The following is a 21,226-nucleotide window of genomic DNA, read 5'->3' on the forward strand; positions in this document are numbered from 1 at the left end:
GCGCCGGGTTCGGGGCGCAATCGGTTTCGGTGCCGCGCCGACCGGGTCAGTTCGTGTCGTAGTCGGTCAGGTGACGACAGTACGTCCGGCGGCGACGAGCCCGAGGACCTCGTCGGCGCCGCGTACGTCCCCGAAGGTCCGATAGATGGTCGTCAGCGTCGCGTTGTGGGACTCGTCGTCGCGACCTGCCGTGGCGTCGGCGACCAGGATCGTGCGATATCCCAGCGTCGCCGCATCACGCGCCGTGCCGGCGACGCAGACCTCGGTGAGCGTGCCGGTGACGACAACGGTCTCGACGCCACGCTTCCGAAGCTGGCCGTCAAGCGTCGACCTCCCCGGAAACAGGGCGCTGGTCGCCGTCTTCTCGACAAGCACGTCGCCCTCGTGTGCCTCGAGACCCGGTCCGAGGCGACCCGGGACCGGCCCGGCCCCGCCGCTGCGTCGAAACATCTCCGCCACCTGGTCACCGAGAAACTCCCGCGCCCATGACCTCGGTCCCGGGTCGCCTGGCACTATCCACGCGACGACGCCGCCGGCCTCGCGGAGAGCATCAGCGAGCAGACGTACGTTCGGTGTGATCGCGTAGCAGGTCGGATTCGACTCGTAGAAGAACGGGACGAGATCGACGACGAGCAGCGCGGTCCTCGCCGGGTCGAGGGTCGGGTACGCATGTCGTCTGCCCCGCCGAGTCTCCTGTCGCGCGTACTCCCGCTCAGGGATCGCCCACCTGTGCACGCTCGGCGCCGCCACTCAGGCGCTCTCGCGATTGACGCCGACGGACCCGTCGATCGTCTCGCGGAGGATGTCGGCGTGGCCGGCGTGACGGGTGGCGTCGCAGAGGCGGGCGGCCATGATGTTGAACAGCATGATGTCCTCGTCCCACCACGGCACGTAGCCGGGAGCGTCGATCGGGAGCTCCTCGATGGTCGCGTCCACGTGGGACCAGACGCGGTCGGCGAGACCGAGGACATCGCTCCGGCTCTCGTGCTCGGTCGCCCAATGGGTGGCACCCCACCACCCGGCGTTGTCCCACGGCGGAAGATCGACGGGCGGCGTACGGTCGAAGACCTCGCCGAAGTAGCGGGCGTCCGAGAGGGCATTGTGCTTGACCAGTCCGAGCAGATTGGTGCCCGTCGGCGTCATCGGGCGGCGGATGTCCTGCTCGGACAGCCCCTCGAGCTTCCAGACGAGGGCCTCGCGCACAGCGCGGAGCTTGTCGTGCAGGTGGGTCTTGGCGAAGTCGTCGTCCACGACGACCATCCTGCCGCGCCGAGCTCGGTCAGCGGCGGAAAAGCAGCGTGTAGACCACCGGCGCGACCAGCACCGAAGCGATGGCGGCAAAGACCACCGTGCCGACGTCCTCGGTGATGAGATAGATCAGCGCGTTGAGGAGGAGAAGGACGACGACCAGGATCCGTACGTTGCGCCGCCGGCGCTCCGCGAGCGGGCTGTCCGGCCGGGACCGATGCGCGGGGATCCACCCCGTCAGCCGCTCCTTCCGGGCGTGGCGTCGAGCGGACCTGGCCTGCTGGGCAGCCCGCTCCTCAGCGGCAGCCGCGGCCAGCCGCTCCCGCTCGGCGCGAGCCTTCGCGCGGGCTCCTGTCTGGGCCACCTAGGCCGCCTTCAAGGAGAGAACCCAGTTGCGCAGGACAGCGGCGCCGGCGTCGCCTGACTTCTCCGGGTGGAACTGGGTGGCGGTCAGCGGACCGTTCTCGACAGCGGCCACGAACCGGTCGCCACCGTGCTCGGCCCAGGTGACCAGCGGCGCGACGGTGCGGTCGTTGGTGACCAGCGTCCAGTCGCGCACGCCGTAGGAGTGGACGAAGTAGAACCGCTCCTTCTCGACACCGGCGAACAACGACGTCCCCGACGGCACGTCGAGCGTGTTCCAGCCCATGTGCGGCACGATCGGCGCCTGCAGACGCTCCACGACGCCCGGCCACTCACCGCAGCCCTCGGTCTCGACACCGTGCTCGATGCCGGTCTCGAAGAGGATCTGCATGCCGACGCAGATCCCCATCACGGGACGCCCGCCGGCGAGCCGCCGTGCGATGATCCGCTCGCCGCGGATCGCCCGCAGCCCCTTCATACAGGACTCGAACGCCCCCACGCCGGGCACCAGCAGCCCGTCGGCCGCCATCGCGGCGTCGAGGTCACCGGTCAGCTCGACCGAGGCGCCGGCACGCTCGACGGCACGGACGGCGGAGCGTACGTTCCCGGAGCCGTAGTCGAGGACGACCACCGACGGAGCACGACGCTCGCTCACAGTGCGCCCTTCGTCGACGGGACCCCGGTCTCACGCGGGTCGTAGGCGATCGCGTCGCGGAACGCCCGCGCGAACGCCTTGAACTGCGTCTCCACGATGTGGTGCGGCTCGCGCCCGGCGAGCACGTTGACGTGCAGCGTCAGGTGGGCGTGGTGGGCGATGGAGTCGAAGACGTGCTGGGTCAGGGAGCCGAGGTAGGGCACCCCCGAGCCGCCGAGCAGCACGTACTGCTGCCCCTCCGGCTCGCCGGTGTGGACCGAGTAGGGCCGCCCGGAGACGTCCACGACGCAGCGTACGAGCGCCTCGTCGAGCGGCAGGGTCGCGTCGCCGAAGCGGCGGATGCCCTTCTTGTCCCCCAGCGCCTCGCGAAGGCACTGACCGAGCACGATCGCGGTGTCCTCGACGGTGTGGTGGGCGTCGATGTGCACGTCGCCCACGGAGTGCACGGTGAGGTCGACCAGCGAGTGGCGCCCGAAGGCGGTCAGCATGTGGTCGTAGAAACCGACACCGGTCGAGACGTCCACCCGCCCCGTGCCGTCGAGGTTCACCTCGACGACGACCTTCGACTCCGAGGTCTCCCGTTCGATCCGGGCGGTCCGGTCGGTCCTGCTCATGCTCGTGCTCCGTTCACATCGGTCAAAGCCTGTTTGAAGGCGATCATCTCGTCGGCGGTCCCGACCGAGACCCGCAGCCATCCCTCGGGTCCGGTCTCGCGGATCAGCACGCCGCGGTCGAGCAGACCCTGCCACACCGCGTGCCGGTCGGCGTAGCGCCCGAAGAGGACGAAGTTGGCATCCGAGTCGGCGACCTCGAGCCCCTCCCCACGCAACCACGCCACGAGCGCGTCCCGCTCCTCGCGGAGGGAGGCCACATAGCCCAGCAGCTCCGGCGCGTGCCGCAGCGCGGCGCTCGCTGCCGCCTGGGTCACCGCGGAGAGGTGGTAGGGCAGCCGTACGACGCGGATCGCGTCGCAGATCGCCGGGTCGGCCGCCAGGTAGCCGAGCCGCAGCCCCGCCCCGGCGAACGCCTTCGACATCGTGCGGGTGACCACGAGGTTGCGGTGCTCGGCGAGCAGCTCCAGCGCCGAGGGCACCCCGGTCCGGCGGAACTCCCCGTAGGCCTCGTCGACCACGACGATGCCAGCCTCCCCGACGGCCTCGCACAGCGCCGTGACCGCCTCCGGGGGCAGCGCGGTGCCGGTGGGGTTGTTGGGGCTCGGCAGCAGCACGACGTGGGGCCGGGTCTCCTCGACCAGCGCCCGCGCCTTCTCCAGATCGATCGCGAAGTCGCTCTCCCGGTGGCCGACGACCCACTCGGTGTTGGTGTCGCGGGCGTACTCCGGATACATCGAGTACGTCGGCGCGAAGCTGATCGCGGTGCGTCCCGGGCCGCCGAAGGCCTGAAGCAGCTGCAGCATCACCTCGTTGGACCCGTTGGCCGCCCATACCTGCTCCGGGTTGATCTGCGCCTCCACATCCGAGGAGAGGTACGCCGCCAGCCCCTCCCGCAGCGCGACGAACTCGCGATCCGGGTAGCGGTTGAGCGTGCGCGCCGCCTCGCCGACGCTCGCGGCGATGTCGGCGACCGTCTCCGCGGAGGGCTGGTAGGGGTTCTCGTTGACGTTGAGCTGGACCGGGACGTCCAGCTGCGGAGCGCCGTAGGGCTCGATCCCGGCGAGCTCGGCACGGATCGGCGGCCAGGAGGTGGTTGTCACGACGAGAACCTCACCGACACCGCCGCGCCGTGACCCGGCAGGTCCTCGGCCTCGGCGAGGGTGACCACGTGGTCCTTGACCGCCGCCAGCCCCTCGCGGGAGTAGTCGACGACGTGGATCGACTTGGTGAAGGCCCGCACCGAGAGACCCGAGGAGTGACAGGCGCAGCCGCCGGTGGGAAGGACGTGGTTGGACCCGGCGCAGTAGTCGCCCAGCGAGACCGGGGCGAAGGACCCGACGAAGATGGCACCCGCGTTGCGGATCCGGCCGGCGACGCGCGCGGCGTCGGCGGTGTGGATCTCGAGGTGCTCGGCGGCGTACGCGTTCACAACGTCGACGCCCTGGTCGACGTCGTCGACGAGCACGATGCCCGACTGCGCGCCGGTCAGCGACGTACGGATCCGCTCGACGTGCTTCGTGGCGGCGACCTGCTTGTCGAGCTCGGCCTCGACGTCGGCGGCCAGCGTCTCGGAGTCGGTGACCAGGACAGAGGCGGCCAGCGGGTCGTGCTCGGCCTGGGAGATCAGGTCGGCGGCGACATAGGCGGCCTCAGCCGTCTCGTCGGCGAGGATCGCGATCTCGGTCGGACCGGCCTCGGAGTCGATGCCGACCTGCCCCTTGAGCAGGCGCTTCGCGGTGACGACGTAGATGTTGCCCGGACCGGTGACCATGTCGACGCGCTCGCACCCGCCGGAGGTCGAGCCTGCCGAGACCCCGTAGGCGAACATCGCGATCGCCTGGGCACCGCCGACGGCATAGACCTCATCGACGCCCAGCAGCGCGCACGCGGCCAGGATGGTGGGCTGCGGAAGCCCCCCGAACTCTTTCTGAGGGGGCGACGCGAGCGCGATCGAGGGCGCGCCGGCGACCTGCGCCGGCACGACGTTCATCAGCACCGAGGAGACCAGCGGAGCAAGGCCACCGGGCACATAGAGCCCCACGCGCCCCACCGGCACCTTGCGGTGCGTGACCCGGGCGCCAGGCGCCAGGTCGGTGACGGCGTCGGTCTCGAGCTCGGCCTCGCAGGTGGCCCGCAGCCGGGTGATCGACTCCTCGAGCCCGGCACGGATGTCCGGGTCGAGCTCCTCGAGCGCCTTGGTCAGAGCGGCCGCCGGCACCCGGATGTCGTCGACGCGTACGCCGTCGAACTTCTCGGAGAACTCGACGATCGCGTCGTAACCGCGGTCGCGGACAGCGTCGATGATCGGCTGCACCGCATGGGTGGCCGCCTCGATGTCGAACTCGGCGCGCGGCACGGCGGCGCGGTAGTCGATGGTCGAAGCGGAGCCTCTGTCGGCACCCCTCAGGTCGATGCGGCGGATCATGCCTCAAGTCTACGAGTGAGGCACCTGGGAGCCGATCTGCGGACGCCACGTGGACGTCGCGCCGCGCACCGCGGAGCGGCCGACACGACGCATACGGCGCCCAGGACCGGGTACCCGGAGGGCTGACCCACTACAGGAGGGATCGTCATGGCACTGAGCGGACTTTTCCACAGAGATCACAAGCATGCCGACGAGAGCCACCCGGGGACCCACGAGAACCACGCGGAGACCCGCGACCCTGGCGGCCCTGCGGTCGTCGGCCACGACAACAGCGTCGACCCCCGGCACAGCACCGCCGGCTCGACCGGCCCGGTCGGCCACCCCCGTGAGGGAGAGGCCGTCGAGCACCACCGTCACGCACAGGAGGGCCGGCGTGCTGCTCTCCACGACACCTACGGGGGCTTCAACTGGGGCGCCTGCTTCTTCGGCTGGCTCGTCGCAGTCGGCCTGACCGTCCTGCTCGGAGGGATCATCTCCGCGGTCGCCTCCGCGGTCGGCGCCGAGCAGAACTGGACCCGGACCGATCTGCAGTCGATGGCGGACTCGGCCGGCATCGCGGCCGCGATCACGTTCGCCGTGGTCCTCTTCATCGGCTACTACGCCGGAGGGTACGTCGCGGCGCGGATGTCCCGCTTCGACGCCCGCCGACAGGGCCTGGGCGTGTGGATCGTGGCCATCGCGGTGATGATCATCGCGGCCGTCGCGGGCGCACTGTTCGGTTCGAGCTACAACGTCATGCAGCAGATCATGCAGCAGGTCGACCTGCCGAGCGTGGGCCTGAGCACCGACCAGATCGGCTGGGGCGCGGCGATCGCCGGCCTCGTACTGCTGGCCGTGATGCTCGTCGGGGCGCTCCTCGGTTCTGCCACCGGCCAGCACTACCACACCAAGATCGACCGGGCGACCTACGACGCCTGACCGATCGGACGGCTACTGAGAAACACCGGCGGGGTCGCGGGCGCACATGCCCGCGGCCCCCATAGGTTGGTGCCCGTGAATGAGCGCCAGCGAGTGAACCAAGCAGACACCACGCCGCCGCCTTCGTATCCTGGCGCTTGCGCAACGGAGGTGGCCGCGTGAACGAGCGGCAGCGAGTGAACCAAGCAGACATCACGCCGCCGCCTCCGTATCCTGGCGCTTGCGCAACGGAGGTGGCGGCGTGAACGAGCGCCTGCCGATGTTCCCGATCGGCGCGGTCCTGTTTCCCGGCGTGACGCTGCCGCTGCGGGTCTTCGAGGACCGCTACCGCGCGATGGTGCACCATCTGCTCCGCCAGGAAGAGGAGGAGCGCCACTTCGGCACGGTCGCGATCCGCGAGGGCTACGAGGTCGGCGAGACCGGGGCCCAGTCGCTCTACCGCGTCGGGGTGAAGCTGCTGATCACCGAGGTCGAGCAGCACCACGACGGCTCCTTCGATCTCGAGGTGCTCGCCGTCGATCGGATCCGGATGGACGGCCTGGTCAGCAGCGGTGACTTCCCCGTCGCCGACATCGAGGAGATCCCCGAGGAGCAGGTCGCCGTCCCGCACGCCATCGTCGACACCGCCCGGGCCACCTTCACCGCCTACCGCGCTGCGCTGCTCGAGTTCCGCGAGGACCCGTTCTCCGGATCGCTCCCCAAGGACCCGGAGTTCCTCTCCTGGACCATCTCGGCCACCACTCCCCTGCCGATGCCCGACCGGCAGGCTCTCCTGGAGGCACCCGACGCCGGAATCCGGCTCGGCATGGTCACCGACCTGCTCCGAGCAGAGCTCAGGGCGATGAACGTCATCCCCTCGCTCCCCGCCACCGAGGTCGCCCGCACGAAGTGGTCCCCCAACTGATGCCGAAGAAGCAGGCCGGGAAGCAGGCCGGGAAGCGAGCCGGCGGGACTCCGGCGACCGTCGCCCTCACCCGGGCCGGCATCGACTACACGCTCCACCCCTACGAGCACGATCCGCGGGCCGAGTCCTACGGCCTGGAGGCCGCCGAGGCCCTCGGCGTCGAGCCGGAGCGGGTCTTCAAGACCTTGATGGCCTCGCTCGACGGCAGGCTCGTGGTCGGCATCGTCCCGGTCACCGGCCAGCTGGACCTCAAGTCGCTCGCTCGCGCCCTCGGGGGCGCGAAGGCACACATGGCTGACGTCGCCGCCGCCGAGCGAGCCACGGGGTACGTCGCGGGCGGCATCTCCCCCGTCGGCCAGAAGCGCTCCCACCCCACCGTCCTCGACGAGTCGGCGACGGCGTACGAGACCGTCTACGTCTCCGGCGGGCGACGGGGACTCGACCTCGAGCTCGCCCCGGCGGACCTGGTCGGGATCACGGACGCGACCACCGCACCGATCGCCAGATAGAGCCCGTCCCGGCGCGGCTGCCCGGGCGCGAGCACACCGACCTCAGGAGCCGGGCTGGGCCTCCCGGTCGTCGACCTGGTGCGGCGCCCACATCAGGAAGATGACCATCAGCGCCAGCATCGCCGATCCCGGGACCAGCAGAACCAGCCACGGCGAGGCGAGCTGGAAGCTGTCCTCTAGCACGGTGCCGTCAGCGGCGCCCTTCGCGAGACCGTTCGGGTCCTCGGGTGAGAGCAGCGAGGTGACCAGCAGCATCAGGGCGCCACCGATCGCTCCGCCGACCGTCACCGTGGCGAGGGTGACGAGCTCGGAGCGGTTGAGCCAGACGGCGGCCGTTATGCCGACCAGCAGGCCGAGCACGATCGCGCAGACCGAGAACCATGCGGTCGCCGCGAAGACGCCCTGGTCGATGTTCTGTCCGATCGCGGGTGGGTCGATCGAGATGAGGCCCCGATACCACTTGTCCTCGAGCACCATCCCGGTCGGTGGGGTCCACAGGGTGGCCGCGGCGAGACCCGCCGCGAGACCGCCGACCACGAACCCGGCCACGATGATGGCCACCTGGACCAGCACCGGGCGGGACAGGTCGGGGCGCGCGGGGCGGCGAACGGGCGCGTGGAGACTGGGCGGCGGCGGCACGATCAGATTGTCAGGCATCCTGGTCCGAGGAGTTGTTTGAGGTCGGCGAACAGCTCGGGAGTCGGTGCCACCCTCAGCCGGTCATCGAGCTTCATGACCCGGGTCGCGTCCCGTGTCATCAACCGTAGCCTGACCTCGGCTACTCCGGGATAGGTGGTCAGTACGTCCCGCAGCGATGCGATCACCTGCGGCGTGCACCGCGTCGACGGCAGCGAGATCACCACCGGTCCGCCCGCGGCGCCCGGACCGCCGGTCAGGTCAGGGACGGTGACCTCCTGGCCGCGCAGCTCGGGCTGGTCCTTGTCGCGGGAGAGCTGGCCCTTGACCCGGATGACCGAGTCCTCGACCAGGTGCGGCGCGGCCAGCTGGTAGGACGAGGGGAAGAGCAGCACCTCCACCGAACCCTCCAGGTCCTCCAAGGTCACCGTCGCCCAGGCGTCACCCTTCTTGGTGATCCGCCGGTTGACGTTCGTGACCAGCCCGGAGACCGTGACGGTGGAGTTGTGCGGCCGGGACTCGTCGGTCATCAGCTGGCCGATGGTGCAGTCGGTGCCGTTGGCGAGGACGTGCTCGAGGCCCATCAGCGGATGGTCGGAGACGTAGAGGCCGAGCATCTCGCGCTCGTGTCCGAGCAGGGTCATCTTGTCCCACTCGTCCATCTCGGGGATGGCCACCGAGACGCCGAAGCCGTCGCCGCCGTCCTCGTCGAGGCCGCCGAAGAGCGAGTCCTGGCCGATCGCCTCGTTGCGCTTGATGTCGATGTACTGGTCCACCGCGGTCTCGTGGATCGCCACCAGCGCGCGGCGGCGGTGCTTCATGTCGTCGAAGGCCCCGGCCTTGATCAGCGACTCGATCACTCGCTTGTTGCAGGCCCGCTCGGGCACCTTGGAGAGATAGTCGTTGAAGTCCGCGAAGCGACCCTTCGTGGTGCGCGCCTCGATCATCCCGTCGACCACCTGAGCGCCCACGTTCCGCACGGCGGTCAGACCGAAGCGGATGTCGGAGCCGACCGCGGTGAAGTCGTGGGCGGACTCGTTGACGTCCGGTGGCAGCACCGCGATCTTCATCCGGCGACACTCGTTGAGGTAGATCGCCATCTTGTCCTTGTCGTTCTTGACCGAGGTCAAGAGCGCGGCCATGTACTCCGTCGGGTAGTTGGCCTTCAGGTAGGCGGTCCAGTAGGTGACCACGCCGTAGGCCGCCGAGTGCGACTTGTTGAAGGCGTAGTCGGAGAACGGCAGCAGGATCTCCCAGATCGTGTCGATCGCCTTCTGGGAGTACCCGCGCTCGAGCATGCCTGCCTGGAACCCGGCGTACTGCTTGTCGAGCTCGGCCTTCTTCTTCTTGCCCATCGCACGGCGGAGGTTGTCCGCCTGTCCGAGCGTGAACCCCGCCAGGACCTGGGCGATCGACATCACCTGCTCCTGATAGACGATCAGGCCGTACGTCTCCCCCAGCACCTCCTCGAGCGGCTTCTCGAGCTCGGGGTGGATCGGCACGATCGGCTCACGGCCGTTCTTGCGGTGGGCGTACTTGTTGTGGGAGTCGGCGCCCATCGGGCCCGGACGGTAGAGCGCGGAGACCGCGGTGATGTCGGCGAACCGGTCGGGAAGCATCGAGCGCAGCAGGGCACGCATGCCGCCACCATCGAGCTGGAAGACGCCGAGCGTGTCGCCGCGCTGCATCAGCTCGTAGGTCGCCTTGTCATCGAAGGGGACCTCCTCGAGCACCAGGTCGATGTCGCGGTTGGCGCGGATGTTGTCCAGCGCGTCCTCGAGGGTGTGGAGGTTGGAGAGGCCCAGGAAGTCCATCTTGACCAGGCCGAGCGCCTCACAGGTCGGATACTCGAACTGGGTGACGACCTGGCCGTCCTGCTTCGGCTCCATCAGCGGGACGATGTCGATGATCGGCTCGGAGGCCATGATCACGCCGGCGGCGTGGATACCGGTCTGCCGGATCTGGCCCTCGAGACCGATCGCGGTCTCGTAGATCTTCTTCACGTCCGGGTCGGTGTCGTGCAGTGCACGGAAGTCGCCGCCCTCGCCGTAGCGCTTGTGGTCGGGGTTGAACAGCTCCTTGAGCGGCACCCCCTTGCCCATCACGTCGGGCGGCAGCGCCTTGGTGATCCGGTCGCCGATCGCGAAGCCGTGGTCGAGGATGCGGGCGGCGTCCTTGATCGCCTGCTTGGCCTTGATCCGCCCGAACGTGGCGATCTGGGCGACCTTCTCCGCGCCGTACTTGTCCATGACGTACTTGATCGTCTCGCCGCGGCGGTGGTCGTCGAAGTCGATGTCGAAGTCGGGCATCGAGGGACGCTCGGGGTTGAGGAACCGCTCGAAGAAGAGTCCGTGCTCGAGCGGGTCGAGATCGGTGATCCGCAGGGCGTAGGCCACGATCGAACCCGCACCCGAGCCACGCCCCGGGCCGATCCTGATCCCGTTGTCCTTCGACCACTGGATGAAGTCGGCGACCACCAGGAAGTAGCCCGGGTAGCCCTTCTGCAGGATCACGTCGATCTCGAACTCGACGCGGTCTCGGACCTCCTGGGTCGTCTTCTCGCCCGGGTAGCGCAGCTCGATGCCGCGCCAGGTCTCCTTGCGCAGCCACGACTCCTCGGTCTCGCCCTCGGGGATATCGGCGAGCGCCATGTAGCCACCGGTCGACTCGGTGAACTGGACGTCGCAGCGCTCGGCGATCAGAAGAGTGTTGTCGCAGGCCTCGATCAGGTCCTGTCGCCCCCACAGCTCACGCATCTCGGCGGCGGTCTTGATGTAGTAGCCGCTGCCCTCGAACGCGAACCGCTTGCCGCCCTTGGAGTAGGGCGGCTCGGTCATCCGGCTGCCCGACTGGACACACAGCAGTGCCTCGTGGGCGCCCGCGTCCTCCGGGTTGGTGTAGTGGGAGTCGTTGGTGGCCACGGGCGCGATGTTCATCGCCTTGCCGAGCTTGAGCAGGTCGTCGCGGACCCGCTTCTCGATGGAGATGCCGTGGTCCATCAACTCCAGGAAGACGTTGTCCTTGCCGAAGATGTCCTGGAGCTCACCGGCCTCCTTGAGCGCCTCGTCCCACTGACCCAGCCGCAACCGGGTCTGGATGGCACCGGAGGGGCATCCTGTGGAGACGATGATCCCCTTGGAGTGCTCGGCGAGGATCTCCTTGTCCATCCGCGGCTTGAAGTAGTAGCCCTCCAGGCTGGAGCGGGAGGAGAGCCGGAAGAGGTTGTGCATCCCCTCGGTCGACTCCGCCCACATCGTCATGTGGGTGTAGGCACCACCGCCCGAGACGTCGTCGCCGCCCTCCTGCGCCTGATCGCCGCGGCCCCACCGCACCCGCTTGCGCTCGCCTCGCGGGGTGTTGGGGGTGATGTACGCCTCGATGCCGATGATCGGCTTGACGTCGTGGGCCTTCGCCTTCTTCCAGAAGTCGTAGGCCCCGTGCATGTTGCCGTGGTCGGTCATCGCGATCGCCGGCATCTCCAGTTCGGCGGTGCGGCTGAAGAGCCCGTCGAGGAGCGAGGCACCATCCAGCATCGAGTATTCGGTGTGGACGTGCAGGTGGACGAAAGAGTCCTTGGAGCCGGCCGCCATTGGCGTAGAGCCCTCCTCGAGGTCGAACGGATGGAGCGGGCGCAGGAGCCCGTGCACAAACGGACGACCTGGGGGAAGGACTACAGACTATCTGGCGGCGCCGACAGTTTCGTCGACGCCCCAGGGCGTTTCTCGGGCGCCCCGACGTACAGTCTCCAGTTGTGGTGACGATCCTCGACGGCGGCCTGTCCAACGCACTGGAAGCACGCGGCCATGACGTGTCCGGCTCCCTGTGGACCGCTCGGCTGCTCGACGAGTCGCCCGAGGAGATCGCGGCTGTCCACCGCGCCTACTTCTCCGCCGGCGCCGACGTCGCCACGACCTCCAGCTATCAGGCGAGCGTGCCCGGGTTCGTGGAGGCCGGGATGACCGAGACGTACGCCACCGAGCTGCTGCGCCGCAGCGTCCGCATCGCGCGCGAGGTGGCCGAGGAGGCCCCCGGACGCCTGGTCGCCGCCTCGATCGGGCCCTACGGCGCCTACCTCGCCGACGGCTCGGAGTACCGCGGCCGCTACGGGGTCACCGCGGCCACGCTGCGCGACTTCCACGCGCCCCGGCTGGCGCTGCTCGAGACCGAGGACCCCGACCTCATCGCGGTCGAGACCATCCCCGACACCGAGGAGGCCGAGGTGCTCGTCGACCTTCTCGACGACATCGGGCTCCCGGTCTGGTTCTCCTACTCCTGCGCCGGCACCCGCACCCGCGCCGGCCAGCCCCTGGCCGACGCCCTGGCGCTGGCCGCCGGCATCCGCTCGGTGGTCGCCGTCGGCGTCAACTGCTGCGACCCGGCCGATGTCCCCGCCGCCGTCCAGCTCGCCGCCGCCACCGGCGAGCCCGCCGTCGTCTACCCCAACACCGGTGAGACCTACGTCGACGGCGCCTGGTCCGGAGCTCCCCACTTCCGCCCCGGCGAGGCCCTCTCCTGGGTGCGCTCCGGGGCCGCGTACGTCGGCGGCTGCTGCCGCGTCGGCCCCGCCGAGATCGCCCTCATCGCAGCCGAGACGTCACTACCGCAGGCCGAGGCGTCAGGTACGTCGGCCGAGTAGGCATCGCGCTGCCATCTCGGCCGACCGGAGTGACGCCTCCGCGCTTCGCGCGGTCACTCCCTCGCTCGGCGCGAGCGGACGAGCAAGCTCGCCGCTCGACCTCGCTCCGGTCGTCTCGGCTAGGGCCAGGACATCCGTACGTCGGGGGTCTTCTCCTGGTTGGCAGAGCCGTCGGTGCGCTCGACCTCGCGCAGGCCGTGGCGGGCGTAGAAGGCTCGCGCGGGCGTGTTCATCTCGAAGACCCAGAGGCCGAAGCCGTCGGGGGCCAGCGACTTCACCAGATCGAGCAGCATCGCGCCCAGACCGGCGCCCTGCACGCGGGGATGCACGAAGAGGTCGTCGAGCCAGGTCGGGGTGAAGGCGACGAAAGCAGAGACCACGCCGGCGACCTCCGCGACCCAGACCTGCGCCCCCTTCTGGGGTGCCAGGACCTTGACCGCCAACCACTCCCGGATGTCCGACTCCGGGTAGATCGGAGCGGGCATCGGCGCGGCGGCGCGGGCCTCGATGTAGGTGCTGACGATCTCGGCGATGTCCTCGGGCTCCGCAGGGCGGAGCACCGCCTCAGTCGGAGTCGCGAATGACATCGAGCGCGTGCTGGAGGTCGTCGGGGTAGGTCGACTCGAAGGCGACGTACTCACCGGTCTCCGGGTGCTCGAAGCCGAGCCGCATCGCGTGCAGCCACTGCCGCTCGACCCCGACGCGCCGCGCGAGAGCGGGGTCGGCGCCGTAGGTGAGGTCGCCGACGCACGGGTGCTTCAGCGCCGACATGTGGACGCGGATCTGGTGGGTGCGCCCGGTCTCGAGGTGGATCTTCAGCAGGGAGGCGAACCGATGCGCCTCCAGCGTCTCGTAGTGGGTCACCGAGTGACGTCCGTCGGCCCGGACCGCGAACTTGTAGTCGTACTTCGGGTTGCGCCCGATCGGTGCGTCGATCGTCCCCTCGAGCGGGTCGGGGTGGCCCTGGACCAGCGCATGGTAGGTCTTGTCGACCGTCCGGTTGCGGAACGCGTTCTTGAGGACGGAGTAGGCGTGCTCGGACTTGGCGATCACCATCACGCCCGAGGTGCCGACGTCGAGACGCTGGACGATGCCCTCGCGCTCCTTGGCACCCGACGTGGAGATCCGGAAGCCCGCGGCCACGAGGTGACCGACGACCGTCTTGCCCTGCCAGCCCGGCGAAGGGTGCACGGCCACGCCGACGGGCTTGTCGATCACCACGAAGGCATCGTCGTCGTAGACGATCTTGATGCCCTCGACGATCTCGGGCTTGATCTCCAAGGGGTCGGCCAGCGACGGGATCGTGGCGTCGAGCATCGACCCGCCGCCGACCCGGTCGCTCTTGGCCACCGGCGAGCCGTCCACGGTCACCAGCCCCTCGGCGATCAGCTCCGCGGCGCGGGTGCGGGAGAGACCGAACAGCCGCGCCATGACGGCGTCGACCCGTTCTCCCTCCAGGCCGTCGGGCACCATCAGCGTGCGCTGGTCGGCGTGACCGAAACTCACTTCGCCTCGCCCTCGGAGCTGGTCGCAGAGCCGGTCTCGGCCTCGTCGGAGGCGCCGTCGATCGACCCGTCGAGCCCGATCCCCTTGAACGTGAGGACCACGATCATCACCGCGGCCACGTTGATGCACATGTCGGCGACGTTGAAGATCGGCCAGTTGGGCAGCTGCAGGAAGTCCACCACGTGCCCGAGGTAGAACCCGGGCTCACGCGCCAGCCGGTCGATCAGGTTGCCGCTGATGCCGGCGACCAGGATGCCGAGCGCGAAGGCCCAGCCGCGGTGACGCACCCGGCGGGCGAACCAGAGCACACCGATCGTGGCGACGATCGAGAGCGTCGTGAAGATCCAGGTGTAGCCGGTCCCCGCCGAGAAGGCAGCTCCCGGGTTGCGGATGATGTTGAGCTGGAGCACCGAGCCGACCAGCTCCTGCGGCTGCCCGGGAACGAGTGTCGCGACCGCCCAGAGCTTCGTTAGCTGGTCGATGACCAGCAGAGGCACTGCGACGGCCGCGAACTCCGCCCATCGAACAGGACGCACGTCGGACTCAGGACCGGTATGCGCGTCGCTCAGCGACGCTCCTCGCGCTGCTTGCATGTCATGCACAGTGTGGCACGCGGGAACGCCATGAGCCGCATCTTGCCGATCGGCTCCCCACAGGACTCACAGATGCCGTACGTCCCATCCTCGAGGTGTCCCAGGACACGCTCGATCTGGGCCAGCTTGTCCTTCTCGCTGTTGACCACGGTCAGCTCGTGGTCACGCTCGAAGCTCGTCGCTCCCATGTCGGCCTGATCCTGGCCGGCACCGTCGCCGGAGTCCTTCATCAGGCCGGAGAGCTCGGTCTCGAGGGCGACGAGCACCTCGTTGCTGTGAGCCCTCATCTCATGGAGCTCGTCGACGACCTCGTTGAGCTCATCCGCGGTCCACGGGTCGTCGCCGTCCTTGACCTTCAGCTGGTCAGGAGAGACGACGGTCTTGGTTGCTTTCTTAGGCACGGCACTCGCTTTCTGGTGTGAGACACGGCCCCCCGGGCCGCGCAAGTGGTCAGGTTGGCTACGCGCTCGCCGTGGCCACCGACGTGGAAGCCATGATCGAGAGGCTGGTATTCCCAGAAAGCTCGGACGGCACCACCCAGATGCGTCCAGCGGTCGTGCTGGCACGACCGCTGATGGATACGGACATGGAGTCCCCTTTCTCCTGTCATCACTTCGCGCCGCCGAGTCGGCGCGGAGTGCGTGCCCGGAATGTAGCCCGGGATCGGGCGCCACTCAACAAACACACCGAAACTGCACGGATATTGGTCCGCAGCGCGGAAAAATCGCCGATTCCACATACAGAACCGGCCTCACCTGCTAGAACTCGTGCCCCCTGAAGGGCACCGAGACAGCAGCGGACGTACGCGTCGGCCGGCCCCGCGATGCAGGACCGGCCGACGAAGCCTGACTACGAAGGCCTCAGCCTTCGTCCTCCCCCAGGATGGAGCGCAGACGCTTGGGCGCCGGGCCCGACTCGTTGACGGCGGCCGCCATGACGGGCGCCTGTGACTCAGCCGAGTTGTTGAGCGCGTCGAGCTGCTGCGTGAAGTAGCTCTTCAGACGCGAACGGTACTCACGCTCGAAGTTGCGCAGCGTGTCGACCTCGGTGGTCAGGTTGTCCTTCTCCCGCTCCAGTTCGCCGAAGAGCTGCTGGCGACGCTCGGCCGTCTCGCTGTCGAGCATCTGCGCACGGGTGCGCGCGTCGGCCTCCATGCGGTCCGCCTTCGCCTTCGACTCGGCCTCGAGACGATCGGCCTTGGTGCGGGCCTCGCCGACGATCTTGTCGGCGTCGTTCTTCGCGGTGTCGATGAGCGCGTCGTGGTTGCGCGTGGCCAGCTCGAGCAGGCGCGCGGCGGCGTTGGACGCCTCCGGCACGGTCTCGACCCGGATCGTCTCGATTCCGCCGGTCTGCGGTGCCTCCTGATACATCGGCATCTGGTGCGATACCGGCTCAGGAGCCGGCATGGGCTCAGGAGCAGGCGGCTCGGGAGCCATCGGGAAGGACGGACCCCCACCCGACTGCGCAGATGCCAACTTCCCGCGAAGGTCGTCGTTCTCCCGGGTGAGACGTGCCAGTTCGGCCTCGACCTCGTCGAGGAACTGGTCCACCTCGCCCATGTCGTAGCCCTCGCGGAGCCGGACGGGAGTAAAGCGCTTGTTGCTCACGTCCTCTGGCGTCAGCGGCATGACCTCACCCATTCATTACTCGGTTGACTCAGACGTACGGACTGCACCGCCGGGGGGCGGCATCAGGTAATGCTGTCGAAACTCTAGCGCCTGTCCATAGACATGCCAGATGCGGACCGCATCCAGACGCTCACAGGCAGGTGCCGAAGGCTTCAGCTCTGGTTGAAGAAGCCGCCCTCAACGATCCGCTGCTTGGCCTCAGCCGTGACCGAGACATTCGCAGGTGAGATGAGAAACACCTTGTTGGTGACCCTCTCGATGTTCCCATAGGTAGCAAAGATCAGGCCGGCCGCAAAGTCGACGAGCCGTTTTGCGTCCGGATCGTTCATCTCGGTGAGGTTCATGATCACCGGCGTGCCGTCGCGATAGTTCTCGCCGATTTGACGCGCTTCGTTGTAGGACGTCGGGGTCAGCGTGATGATCTTGGAAAGTTCTGCCACTGCGGGCACCACCGTTGCTCGTCGCCGCTCGGAAAGGTCAGCCACCGGAGCCGGGCGCGACTGCTTGGACCGCACCGGCGCCTTGACGGCCTGGTGGGAGCGGGTCTCGTCGTCGTCACCCTCGTAGACATCGTCGTCGTAGCCGGTGTCCTCGAGCAGGCCGAGGTATTCACCGAACCTGCGCATCGCGCCGCTCATGCCGCCGCCTCCGTAGCGCAAGCGCAAGAATACGGACGCAACGGCCTGAGGTTCATTGCCGTTCGCTGACGCTCACTCATGCCGCCACCTTCCCCAAAGTATTGCTGACCGAGACATTACTTGACAGTTGGCCTCTCTCCGAGGACCGCGGACCCGACACGTACGTGTGTCGCGCCATGGGCAATCGCCTGCTCCAGGTCTCCGCTCATCCCCGCCGACAGCACCGTCGCCTCGGGATGCTCGACCAGGAAGTCCTCCCGGATCCGCGCCAGGCGGACGAAGGCGGGCTCCGGTTCCTCACCCAGAGGAGCGACCGCCATCAGGCCCCGTAGGCGGAGACCGTCGGTCGCCACGACCTCAGTGGCGAGGTCGCGTACGTCACCGGGATTCGCCCCGGCCCGACCCGCGCGCCCGGGCGGGTCGAGGGAGACTTGAAGGAGTACGTCGATGATCTGGCCGCGCTCGCCGGCGCCGCGGCTGAGCCGGGGCAGCAGCGAGGAGCGGTCGACGGACTCGACCACGTCGGCATAGCCGGCCACGGCCGCCGCCTTGTTGGACTGGAGCCCACCGATGTAGTGCCAGCGCAGGTCGAGATCAGCGCACTCGGCCGCCTTGGCCGCAGCCTCCTGGTGACGATTCTCACCTACGTCGGTGACGCCGAGACCGGCCAGGATGCGTACGTCGGAGGCCGGGAAGAACTTGGTGACCACGACCAGGTGGACGTCCTCGGCGAGGCGTCCGGCGGCCGTGGCAGCCGTAGCGATCCGCTCGCGGGTCTCGGCGAGCCCGGCGGCGATCTCCTCGGTGCGACTGGTCGTCATCGGGCACCACGCAGCCGGATCAGTGCGCCCAGCGACATGCCGACACCGTCGCGGCGGTAGGAGTAGAGGTCCTCGGACTCGCGGGTGCAGCGGCTGGCGTCGACCGTCTCGACACCCTCGCGGGCGAGCTGGGCGAGCACTCCGGCGCCCACGTCGAGGCTGGGGGTGCCCCAGCTCGTGGTGGCGCGCGCGGCCGGCTCGACCGCGGCGATCTCCTCCTGCATCTCGGCAGGCACCTCGTAGCACTTGCCGCACACGTGCGGTCCGACCCAGGCCTTGATCCGGGTCGCGCCGAGCGCGCGCATCCGGGCGATGGTCGCGGGCACGACCCCGACCGCCATCCCCTTGCGGCCTGCATGGGCCGCGCCGATCACACCGGCCGCCTCGTCGGCGAACAGCACGGGTACGCAGTCGGCGGTCCGGACCAGCAGCACCAGGTCACGTTCGGCGGTGACGATCCCGTCCGCCTCGGGACGGGTGCCGCACTCCGCGTCGACGACCACGTCGCCGTGGACCTGGTAGAGGTCGGCGTACGGGGCGCCGTCGGCGAAGTCGGCCAGCAGCAGACGATGGTTCTCGGCCTTCGCCTCCGGCGAGTCCGAGCCGTTGACCGCCAGGTTGAGCTCGGCGTACGGAGCACGGCTGACCCCGCCGTACCTGTCGGTGAACGCCAGGTCGACGTGGCCTGCGGAGGCTCGAAAGGAATACAAGCGGGACCTACTTCAGACTGACTGTGCTTACTTGAGGCTGTGGCTATTTGAGGAAGTCGGGAACGTCGAGCTCGTCGTCGCTGTACTGCTGGACGCTCGGGGCGGGCTTCTTGGCGACCGGAGCGGGCTCGGCCGGCGGGGCCGCGGGCGGAGGCGTCGCCGGGGCGGCGGGGGCCGGCTTGGCCGGTGCCGGCGCCGGGTCCGGGGTCTCCTCGGGCTCGTCGGCTCGCCGGGTGGCGACCGCGGTCGCAACGGCGGCGTTCTCACCGTTGTTGGCGGGCTGCGGGGCGCTGGCACGGCCCTGCACGGTGCCGAGCGCCGACTGGCCCTCGCGGCGCTTGGGCATGCCACCGTCGAACCCGGCCGCGATCACGGTGACCCGGACCTCGTCGCCGAGCGCGTCGTCGATGGTCGCACCGAAGATGATGTTGGCCTCTTGGTGGACCGCGTCGGCGACCAGCGCGGCGGCCTCGTTGATCTCGAAGAGACCCAGGTCGGAGCCGCCCGCGATCGAGAGCAGGACACCGTGGGCGCCGTCGATCGACGCCTCCAGCAGCGGCGAGGAGACGGCCATCTCGGCGGCCTCGACGCTGCGGTTGTCGCCGCGGGCCGAGCCGATGCCCATCAGCGCCGAGCCGGCGTTGGACATGACCGACTTCACGTCGGCGAAGTCGAGGTTGATCAGGCCGGGCGTGGTGATCAGGTCGGTGATGCCGGAGACGCCCTGGAGCAGCACCTGGTCGGCCTGGCGGAACGCGTCCATCACCGACACGTTGCGGTCCGAGATCGACAGCAGCCGGTCGTTGGGGATGACGATGAGGGTGTCGACCTCCTCACGGAGCTTGGCGATGCCCTCCTCGGCGGAGTTGGCGCGACGGCGGCCCTCGAAGGCGAACGGGCGGGTCACCACACCGATGGTCAGGGCGCCGAGGCTGCGGGCGATCCGAGCCACGACCGGAGCGCCACCCGTGCCGGTGCCGCCACCCTCGCCGGCGGTCACGAAGACCATGTCGGCGCCCCTCATGACCTCTTCGATCTCGTCGGCGTGGTCCTCGGCGGCGCTCTCCCCCACGCCCGGGTTGGCGCCGGCACCGAGACCGCGGGTGAGCTCACGACCGATGTCGAGCTTGACGTCGGCGTCGCTCATCAGCAGCGCCTGCGCGTCGGTGTTGATGGCGATGAACTCGACCCCCTTGAGGCCGACCTCGATCATCCGGTTGACAGCATTGACGCCGCCGCCACCGATGCCGACGACCTTGATGATCGCCAGATAGTTCTGTGCAGCTCCCACGGTGGTCGCCCCTTAATCGCTGGTTGGTCCTTACGGCCGGTTCAACCCTTACCCTCAGCCTGAGGGTTATAGTTATGTCAACCTCGCCGTTCTCAGAACAGTAGGCAGACGTACGTCCTCAAACTGGCGCGACACGCGGATGCGGATCAGTTGTGCGGATCCGTTGCCGTCCGGTAGAGAAGATCAGCCGACGCTCTTGCTGGTGACGGGCTGGCCCGGCACGGTCACGTCGTAGCGTGCCACGTCGGGCTCCGCCTTCATCAGCGCGACCAGCACGTCGGCCTTGGTGTCGGACTGGGCGCTGCTCCCCCAGACCACACGCTTGTCGTTGCGCAGCTCGAGCGAGATCGAGTCGACGGTGGTGACCTCGACGTAGTCGACCTTCTTGGCCAGGTCGGCAGGAAGGGCCGACGCCACTGCGGCCGCCTCGCGGAGCGCGTCGGAGTTGGTGCCGGTCACGGTGCTCACCATCGGCAGGCCGGCTGGTGCCTTCTTGTAGCTCCAGAAGACGGTGCCGGTCTCGTCGAGCGCGCGCAGCCGCCCGCCGATCGAGACGACCGCCACCGGCGTACGTTCGGTGACGTCGACCCGGATCCTGTCGGGCCACTCCCGCGAGACGTTGACCGAGCGCACCATCGGCAGGCCGTTGAGCACCCGCACCTGCACGGCCTCCAGGTCGGCGGTGGCCAGGGGCTCCCCGATCGGGGCCGCGGCGAACTCGACGACCTCCTTGGCGCTGGTCATCTTCATCGTGCCGTGCACCGAGGTGCCCTTGACCTGCAGCCAGGTGGAGAAGTAGACCGCCCAGATCCCGCCGAGCAGGAGGGCGATGACCAAGGTGCCGACGATGAGGTAGCGCCACGCCAGCCAGCGCCGCCGCCACTGGCGGCGGGCGAACGCCTTGCGACTCTTGAGGGTCGCCGCGTCGACCACCGGGCCGTCCGGCTCCGCGCTCGCCTCGTTGCGCGACTCGGAGCCCGACCTCGCCTCTTCCGATGCGAGGTCGATCTCGCGCTCCCCGGACGCCGACTGGGCGATCTCCAGGGCCTCGGCGATCTCGGAGTCCGTGCTTCCCGCGGCCACCGCCTCGCTCGTGTCGACGCCCGGCCCCTTCTCCCCCATGCTCGCCTC

The 21,226-nt window shown here is 69.0% G+C and carries 23 protein-coding genes; 4 read left to right on the forward strand and 19 right to left on the reverse strand.

The features are described 5' to 3' along the window. Positions 1 to 66: 66 nt before the first annotated feature. Genes H5T77_RS01720 through hisD form a run of 7 tightly spaced genes read right to left on the reverse strand, consistent with a single transcriptional unit; the run spans position 67 to position 5,305 of the window. Positions 67 to 750, reverse strand: coding sequence for a cysteine hydrolase family protein (locus H5T77_RS01720; protein WP_292644334.1), 684 nt, complete (start codon positions 748 to 750; stop codon positions 67 to 69). Next, positions 751 to 1,251 carry a DinB family protein gene (locus H5T77_RS01725; protein ID WP_292644336.1) on the reverse strand — a complete coding sequence of 167 codons (501 nt, stop codon included), beginning with the start codon at positions 1,249 to 1,251 and terminating at the stop codon, positions 751 to 753. Between the two features lie 28 nt (positions 1,252 to 1,279). Next, the gene (locus H5T77_RS01730) at positions 1,280 to 1,612 is read right to left on the reverse strand and encodes a hypothetical protein (protein ID WP_292644338.1); all 333 of its coding nucleotides are present in this window, start codon (positions 1,610 to 1,612) and stop codon (positions 1,280 to 1,282) included. Continuing rightward, positions 1,613 to 2,266, reverse strand: coding sequence for an imidazole glycerol phosphate synthase subunit HisH (hisH, locus tag H5T77_RS01735; protein WP_292644340.1), 654 nt, complete (start codon positions 2,264 to 2,266; stop codon positions 1,613 to 1,615). Beyond that, complete coding sequence (hisB, locus tag H5T77_RS01740) at positions 2,263 to 2,880, reverse strand: imidazoleglycerol-phosphate dehydratase HisB (RefSeq protein ID WP_292644341.1); 618 nt, start codon at positions 2,878 to 2,880, stop codon at positions 2,263 to 2,265. The genes hisH and hisB overlap by 4 nt, the downstream gene beginning before the upstream one ends. Then, positions 2,877 to 3,980: a histidinol-phosphate transaminase gene (locus H5T77_RS01745; protein WP_292644343.1), complete on the reverse strand. Its 1,104-nt coding sequence runs from the start codon at positions 3,978 to 3,980 to the stop codon at positions 2,877 to 2,879. Before H5T77_RS01745 ends, hisB begins: the two co-directional genes overlap by 4 nt. Then, positions 3,977 to 5,305, reverse strand: coding sequence for a histidinol dehydrogenase (gene hisD / locus H5T77_RS01750; protein WP_292644345.1), 1,329 nt, complete (start codon positions 5,303 to 5,305; stop codon positions 3,977 to 3,979). Before hisD ends, H5T77_RS01745 begins: the two co-directional genes overlap by 4 nt. 147 nt (positions 5,306 to 5,452) lie before the next feature. Between hisD and H5T77_RS01755 the strand changes: the two genes are divergently transcribed. The 3 genes from H5T77_RS01755 (at position 5,453) to ybaK (ending at position 7,636) form a co-directional block, all read left to right on the forward strand. Then, positions 5,453 to 6,223 carry a hypothetical protein gene (locus tag H5T77_RS01755; protein WP_292644347.1) on the forward strand — a complete coding sequence of 257 codons (771 nt, stop codon included), beginning with the start codon at positions 5,453 to 5,455 and terminating at the stop codon, positions 6,221 to 6,223. 241 nt (positions 6,224 to 6,464) lie between these two features. Then, complete coding sequence (locus H5T77_RS01760) at positions 6,465 to 7,127, forward strand: LON peptidase substrate-binding domain-containing protein (protein WP_292644348.1); 663 nt, start codon at positions 6,465 to 6,467, stop codon at positions 7,125 to 7,127. Then, positions 7,127 to 7,636, forward strand: coding sequence for a Cys-tRNA(Pro) deacylase (gene ybaK, locus H5T77_RS01765; protein ID WP_292644350.1), 510 nt, complete (start codon positions 7,127 to 7,129; stop codon positions 7,634 to 7,636). The genes H5T77_RS01760 and ybaK overlap by 1 nt, the downstream gene beginning before the upstream one ends. A 42-nt stretch (positions 7,637 to 7,678) precedes the next feature. Here the strand turns inward: ybaK and H5T77_RS01770 are convergent, their stop codons facing one another. Both H5T77_RS01770 and dnaE read right to left on the reverse strand, forming a co-directional pair. Further along, entirely contained in the window at positions 7,679 to 8,293 is a 615-nt protein-coding gene (locus H5T77_RS01770) for a hypothetical protein (protein WP_292644352.1), read from the reverse strand. After that, entirely contained in the window at positions 8,278 to 11,862 is a 3,585-nt protein-coding gene (dnaE, locus tag H5T77_RS01775) for a DNA polymerase III subunit alpha (protein WP_292644354.1), read from the reverse strand. The genes H5T77_RS01770 and dnaE overlap by 16 nt, the downstream gene beginning before the upstream one ends. A gap of 161 nt (positions 11,863 to 12,023) precedes the next feature. Between dnaE and mmuM the strand changes: the two genes are divergently transcribed. Then, positions 12,024 to 12,908, forward strand: a complete 885-nt coding sequence (mmuM, locus tag H5T77_RS01780) for a homocysteine S-methyltransferase (protein WP_292644356.1) — start codon at positions 12,024 to 12,026, stop codon at positions 12,906 to 12,908. Positions 12,909 to 13,027: 119 nt separating this feature from the next. Here the strand turns inward: mmuM and H5T77_RS01785 are convergent, their stop codons facing one another. From H5T77_RS01785 to H5T77_RS01830, 10 genes are all read right to left on the reverse strand, one after another. Beyond that, complete coding sequence (locus tag H5T77_RS01785; protein ID WP_292644358.1) at positions 13,028 to 13,468, reverse strand: GNAT family N-acetyltransferase; 441 nt, start codon at positions 13,466 to 13,468, stop codon at positions 13,028 to 13,030. Between the two features lie 4 nt (positions 13,469 to 13,472). Next, positions 13,473 to 14,381 carry an RluA family pseudouridine synthase gene (locus H5T77_RS01790; protein ID WP_292644517.1) on the reverse strand — a complete coding sequence of 303 codons (909 nt, stop codon included), beginning with the start codon at positions 14,379 to 14,381 and terminating at the stop codon, positions 13,473 to 13,475. A 29-nt stretch (positions 14,382 to 14,410) separates the two neighbouring features. Then, positions 14,411 to 15,007 (reverse strand): signal peptidase II, encoded by a 597-nt coding sequence (gene lspA / locus H5T77_RS01795; protein ID WP_292644360.1) that lies wholly within the window; start codon positions 15,005 to 15,007, stop codon positions 14,411 to 14,413. Then, the gene (locus tag H5T77_RS01800; protein WP_292644362.1) at positions 14,980 to 15,408 is read right to left on the reverse strand and encodes a TraR/DksA family transcriptional regulator; all 429 of its coding nucleotides are present in this window, start codon (positions 15,406 to 15,408) and stop codon (positions 14,980 to 14,982) included. Before H5T77_RS01800 ends, lspA begins: the two co-directional genes overlap by 28 nt. Before the next feature lie 459 nt (positions 15,409 to 15,867). Further along, complete coding sequence (locus H5T77_RS01805; RefSeq protein ID WP_292644364.1) at positions 15,868 to 16,635, reverse strand: DivIVA domain-containing protein; 768 nt, start codon at positions 16,633 to 16,635, stop codon at positions 15,868 to 15,870. A gap of 152 nt (positions 16,636 to 16,787) precedes the next feature. Then, positions 16,788 to 17,273: a cell division protein SepF gene (locus H5T77_RS01810; protein ID WP_141803932.1), complete on the reverse strand. Its 486-nt coding sequence runs from the start codon at positions 17,271 to 17,273 to the stop codon at positions 16,788 to 16,790. A gap of 116 nt (positions 17,274 to 17,389) precedes the next feature. Beyond that, positions 17,390 to 18,094 carry a YggS family pyridoxal phosphate-dependent enzyme gene (locus H5T77_RS01815; protein WP_292644369.1) on the reverse strand — a complete coding sequence of 235 codons (705 nt, stop codon included), beginning with the start codon at positions 18,092 to 18,094 and terminating at the stop codon, positions 17,390 to 17,392. Then, complete coding sequence (gene pgeF / locus H5T77_RS01820; RefSeq protein ID WP_292644371.1) at positions 18,091 to 18,804, reverse strand: peptidoglycan editing factor PgeF; 714 nt, start codon at positions 18,802 to 18,804, stop codon at positions 18,091 to 18,093. The genes H5T77_RS01815 and pgeF overlap by 4 nt, the downstream gene beginning before the upstream one ends. A 43-nt stretch (positions 18,805 to 18,847) precedes the next feature. After that, positions 18,848 to 20,095, reverse strand: a complete 1,248-nt coding sequence (gene ftsZ / locus H5T77_RS01825; RefSeq protein ID WP_292644373.1) for a cell division protein FtsZ — start codon at positions 20,093 to 20,095, stop codon at positions 18,848 to 18,850. 183 nt (positions 20,096 to 20,278) lie between these two features. Then, positions 20,279 to 21,217: a cell division protein FtsQ/DivIB gene (locus H5T77_RS01830; protein WP_292644375.1), complete on the reverse strand. Its 939-nt coding sequence runs from the start codon at positions 21,215 to 21,217 to the stop codon at positions 20,279 to 20,281. Positions 21,218 to 21,226 lie beyond the last annotated feature (9 nt).

The organism is Nocardioides sp. (genome assembly GCF_014360585.1).
In the GTDB taxonomy this organism is placed as follows: Bacteria; Actinomycetota; Actinomycetes; order Propionibacteriales; family Nocardioidaceae; genus Nocardioides.

Bases quoted from the DNA above. Each gene is read 5' to 3' on its own strand.
- hisB (WP_292644341.1), bottom strand. From the start codon at position 2,880: ATGAGCAGGACCGACCGGACCGCCCGGATCGAACGGGAGACCTCGGAG.
- hisD (WP_292644345.1), bottom strand. From the start codon at position 5,305: ATGATCCGCCGCATCGACCTGAGGGGTGCCGACAGAGGCTCCGCTTCG.
- H5T77_RS01755 (WP_292644347.1), top strand. From the start codon at position 5,453: ATGGCACTGAGCGGACTTTTCCACAGAGATCACAAGCATGCCGACGAG.
- ybaK (WP_292644350.1), top strand. From the start codon at position 7,127: ATGCCGAAGAAGCAGGCCGGGAAGCAGGCCGGGAAGCGAGCCGGCGGG.
- H5T77_RS01770 (WP_292644352.1), bottom strand. From the start codon at position 8,293: ATGCCTGACAATCTGATCGTGCCGCCGCCGCCCAGTCTCCACGCGCCC.
- dnaE (WP_292644354.1), bottom strand. From the start codon at position 11,862: ATGGCGGCCGGCTCCAAGGACTCTTTCGTCCACCTGCACGTCCACACC.
- H5T77_RS01790 (WP_292644517.1), bottom strand. From the start codon at position 14,381: ATGGTGCCCGACGGCCTGGAGGGAGAACGGGTCGACGCCGTCATGGCG.
- lspA (WP_292644360.1), bottom strand. From the start codon at position 15,007: ATGCAAGCAGCGCGAGGAGCGTCGCTGAGCGACGCGCATACCGGTCCT.
- H5T77_RS01805 (WP_292644364.1), bottom strand. From the start codon at position 16,635: ATGCCGCTGACGCCAGAGGACGTGAGCAACAAGCGCTTTACTCCCGTC.
- H5T77_RS01810 (WP_141803932.1), bottom strand. From the start codon at position 17,273: ATGAGCGGCGCGATGCGCAGGTTCGGTGAATACCTCGGCCTGCTCGAG.
- H5T77_RS01815 (WP_292644369.1), bottom strand. From the start codon at position 18,094: ATGACGACCAGTCGCACCGAGGAGATCGCCGCCGGGCTCGCCGAGACC.
- H5T77_RS01830 (WP_292644375.1), bottom strand. From the start codon at position 21,217: ATGGGGGAGAAGGGGCCGGGCGTCGACACGAGCGAGGCGGTGGCCGCG.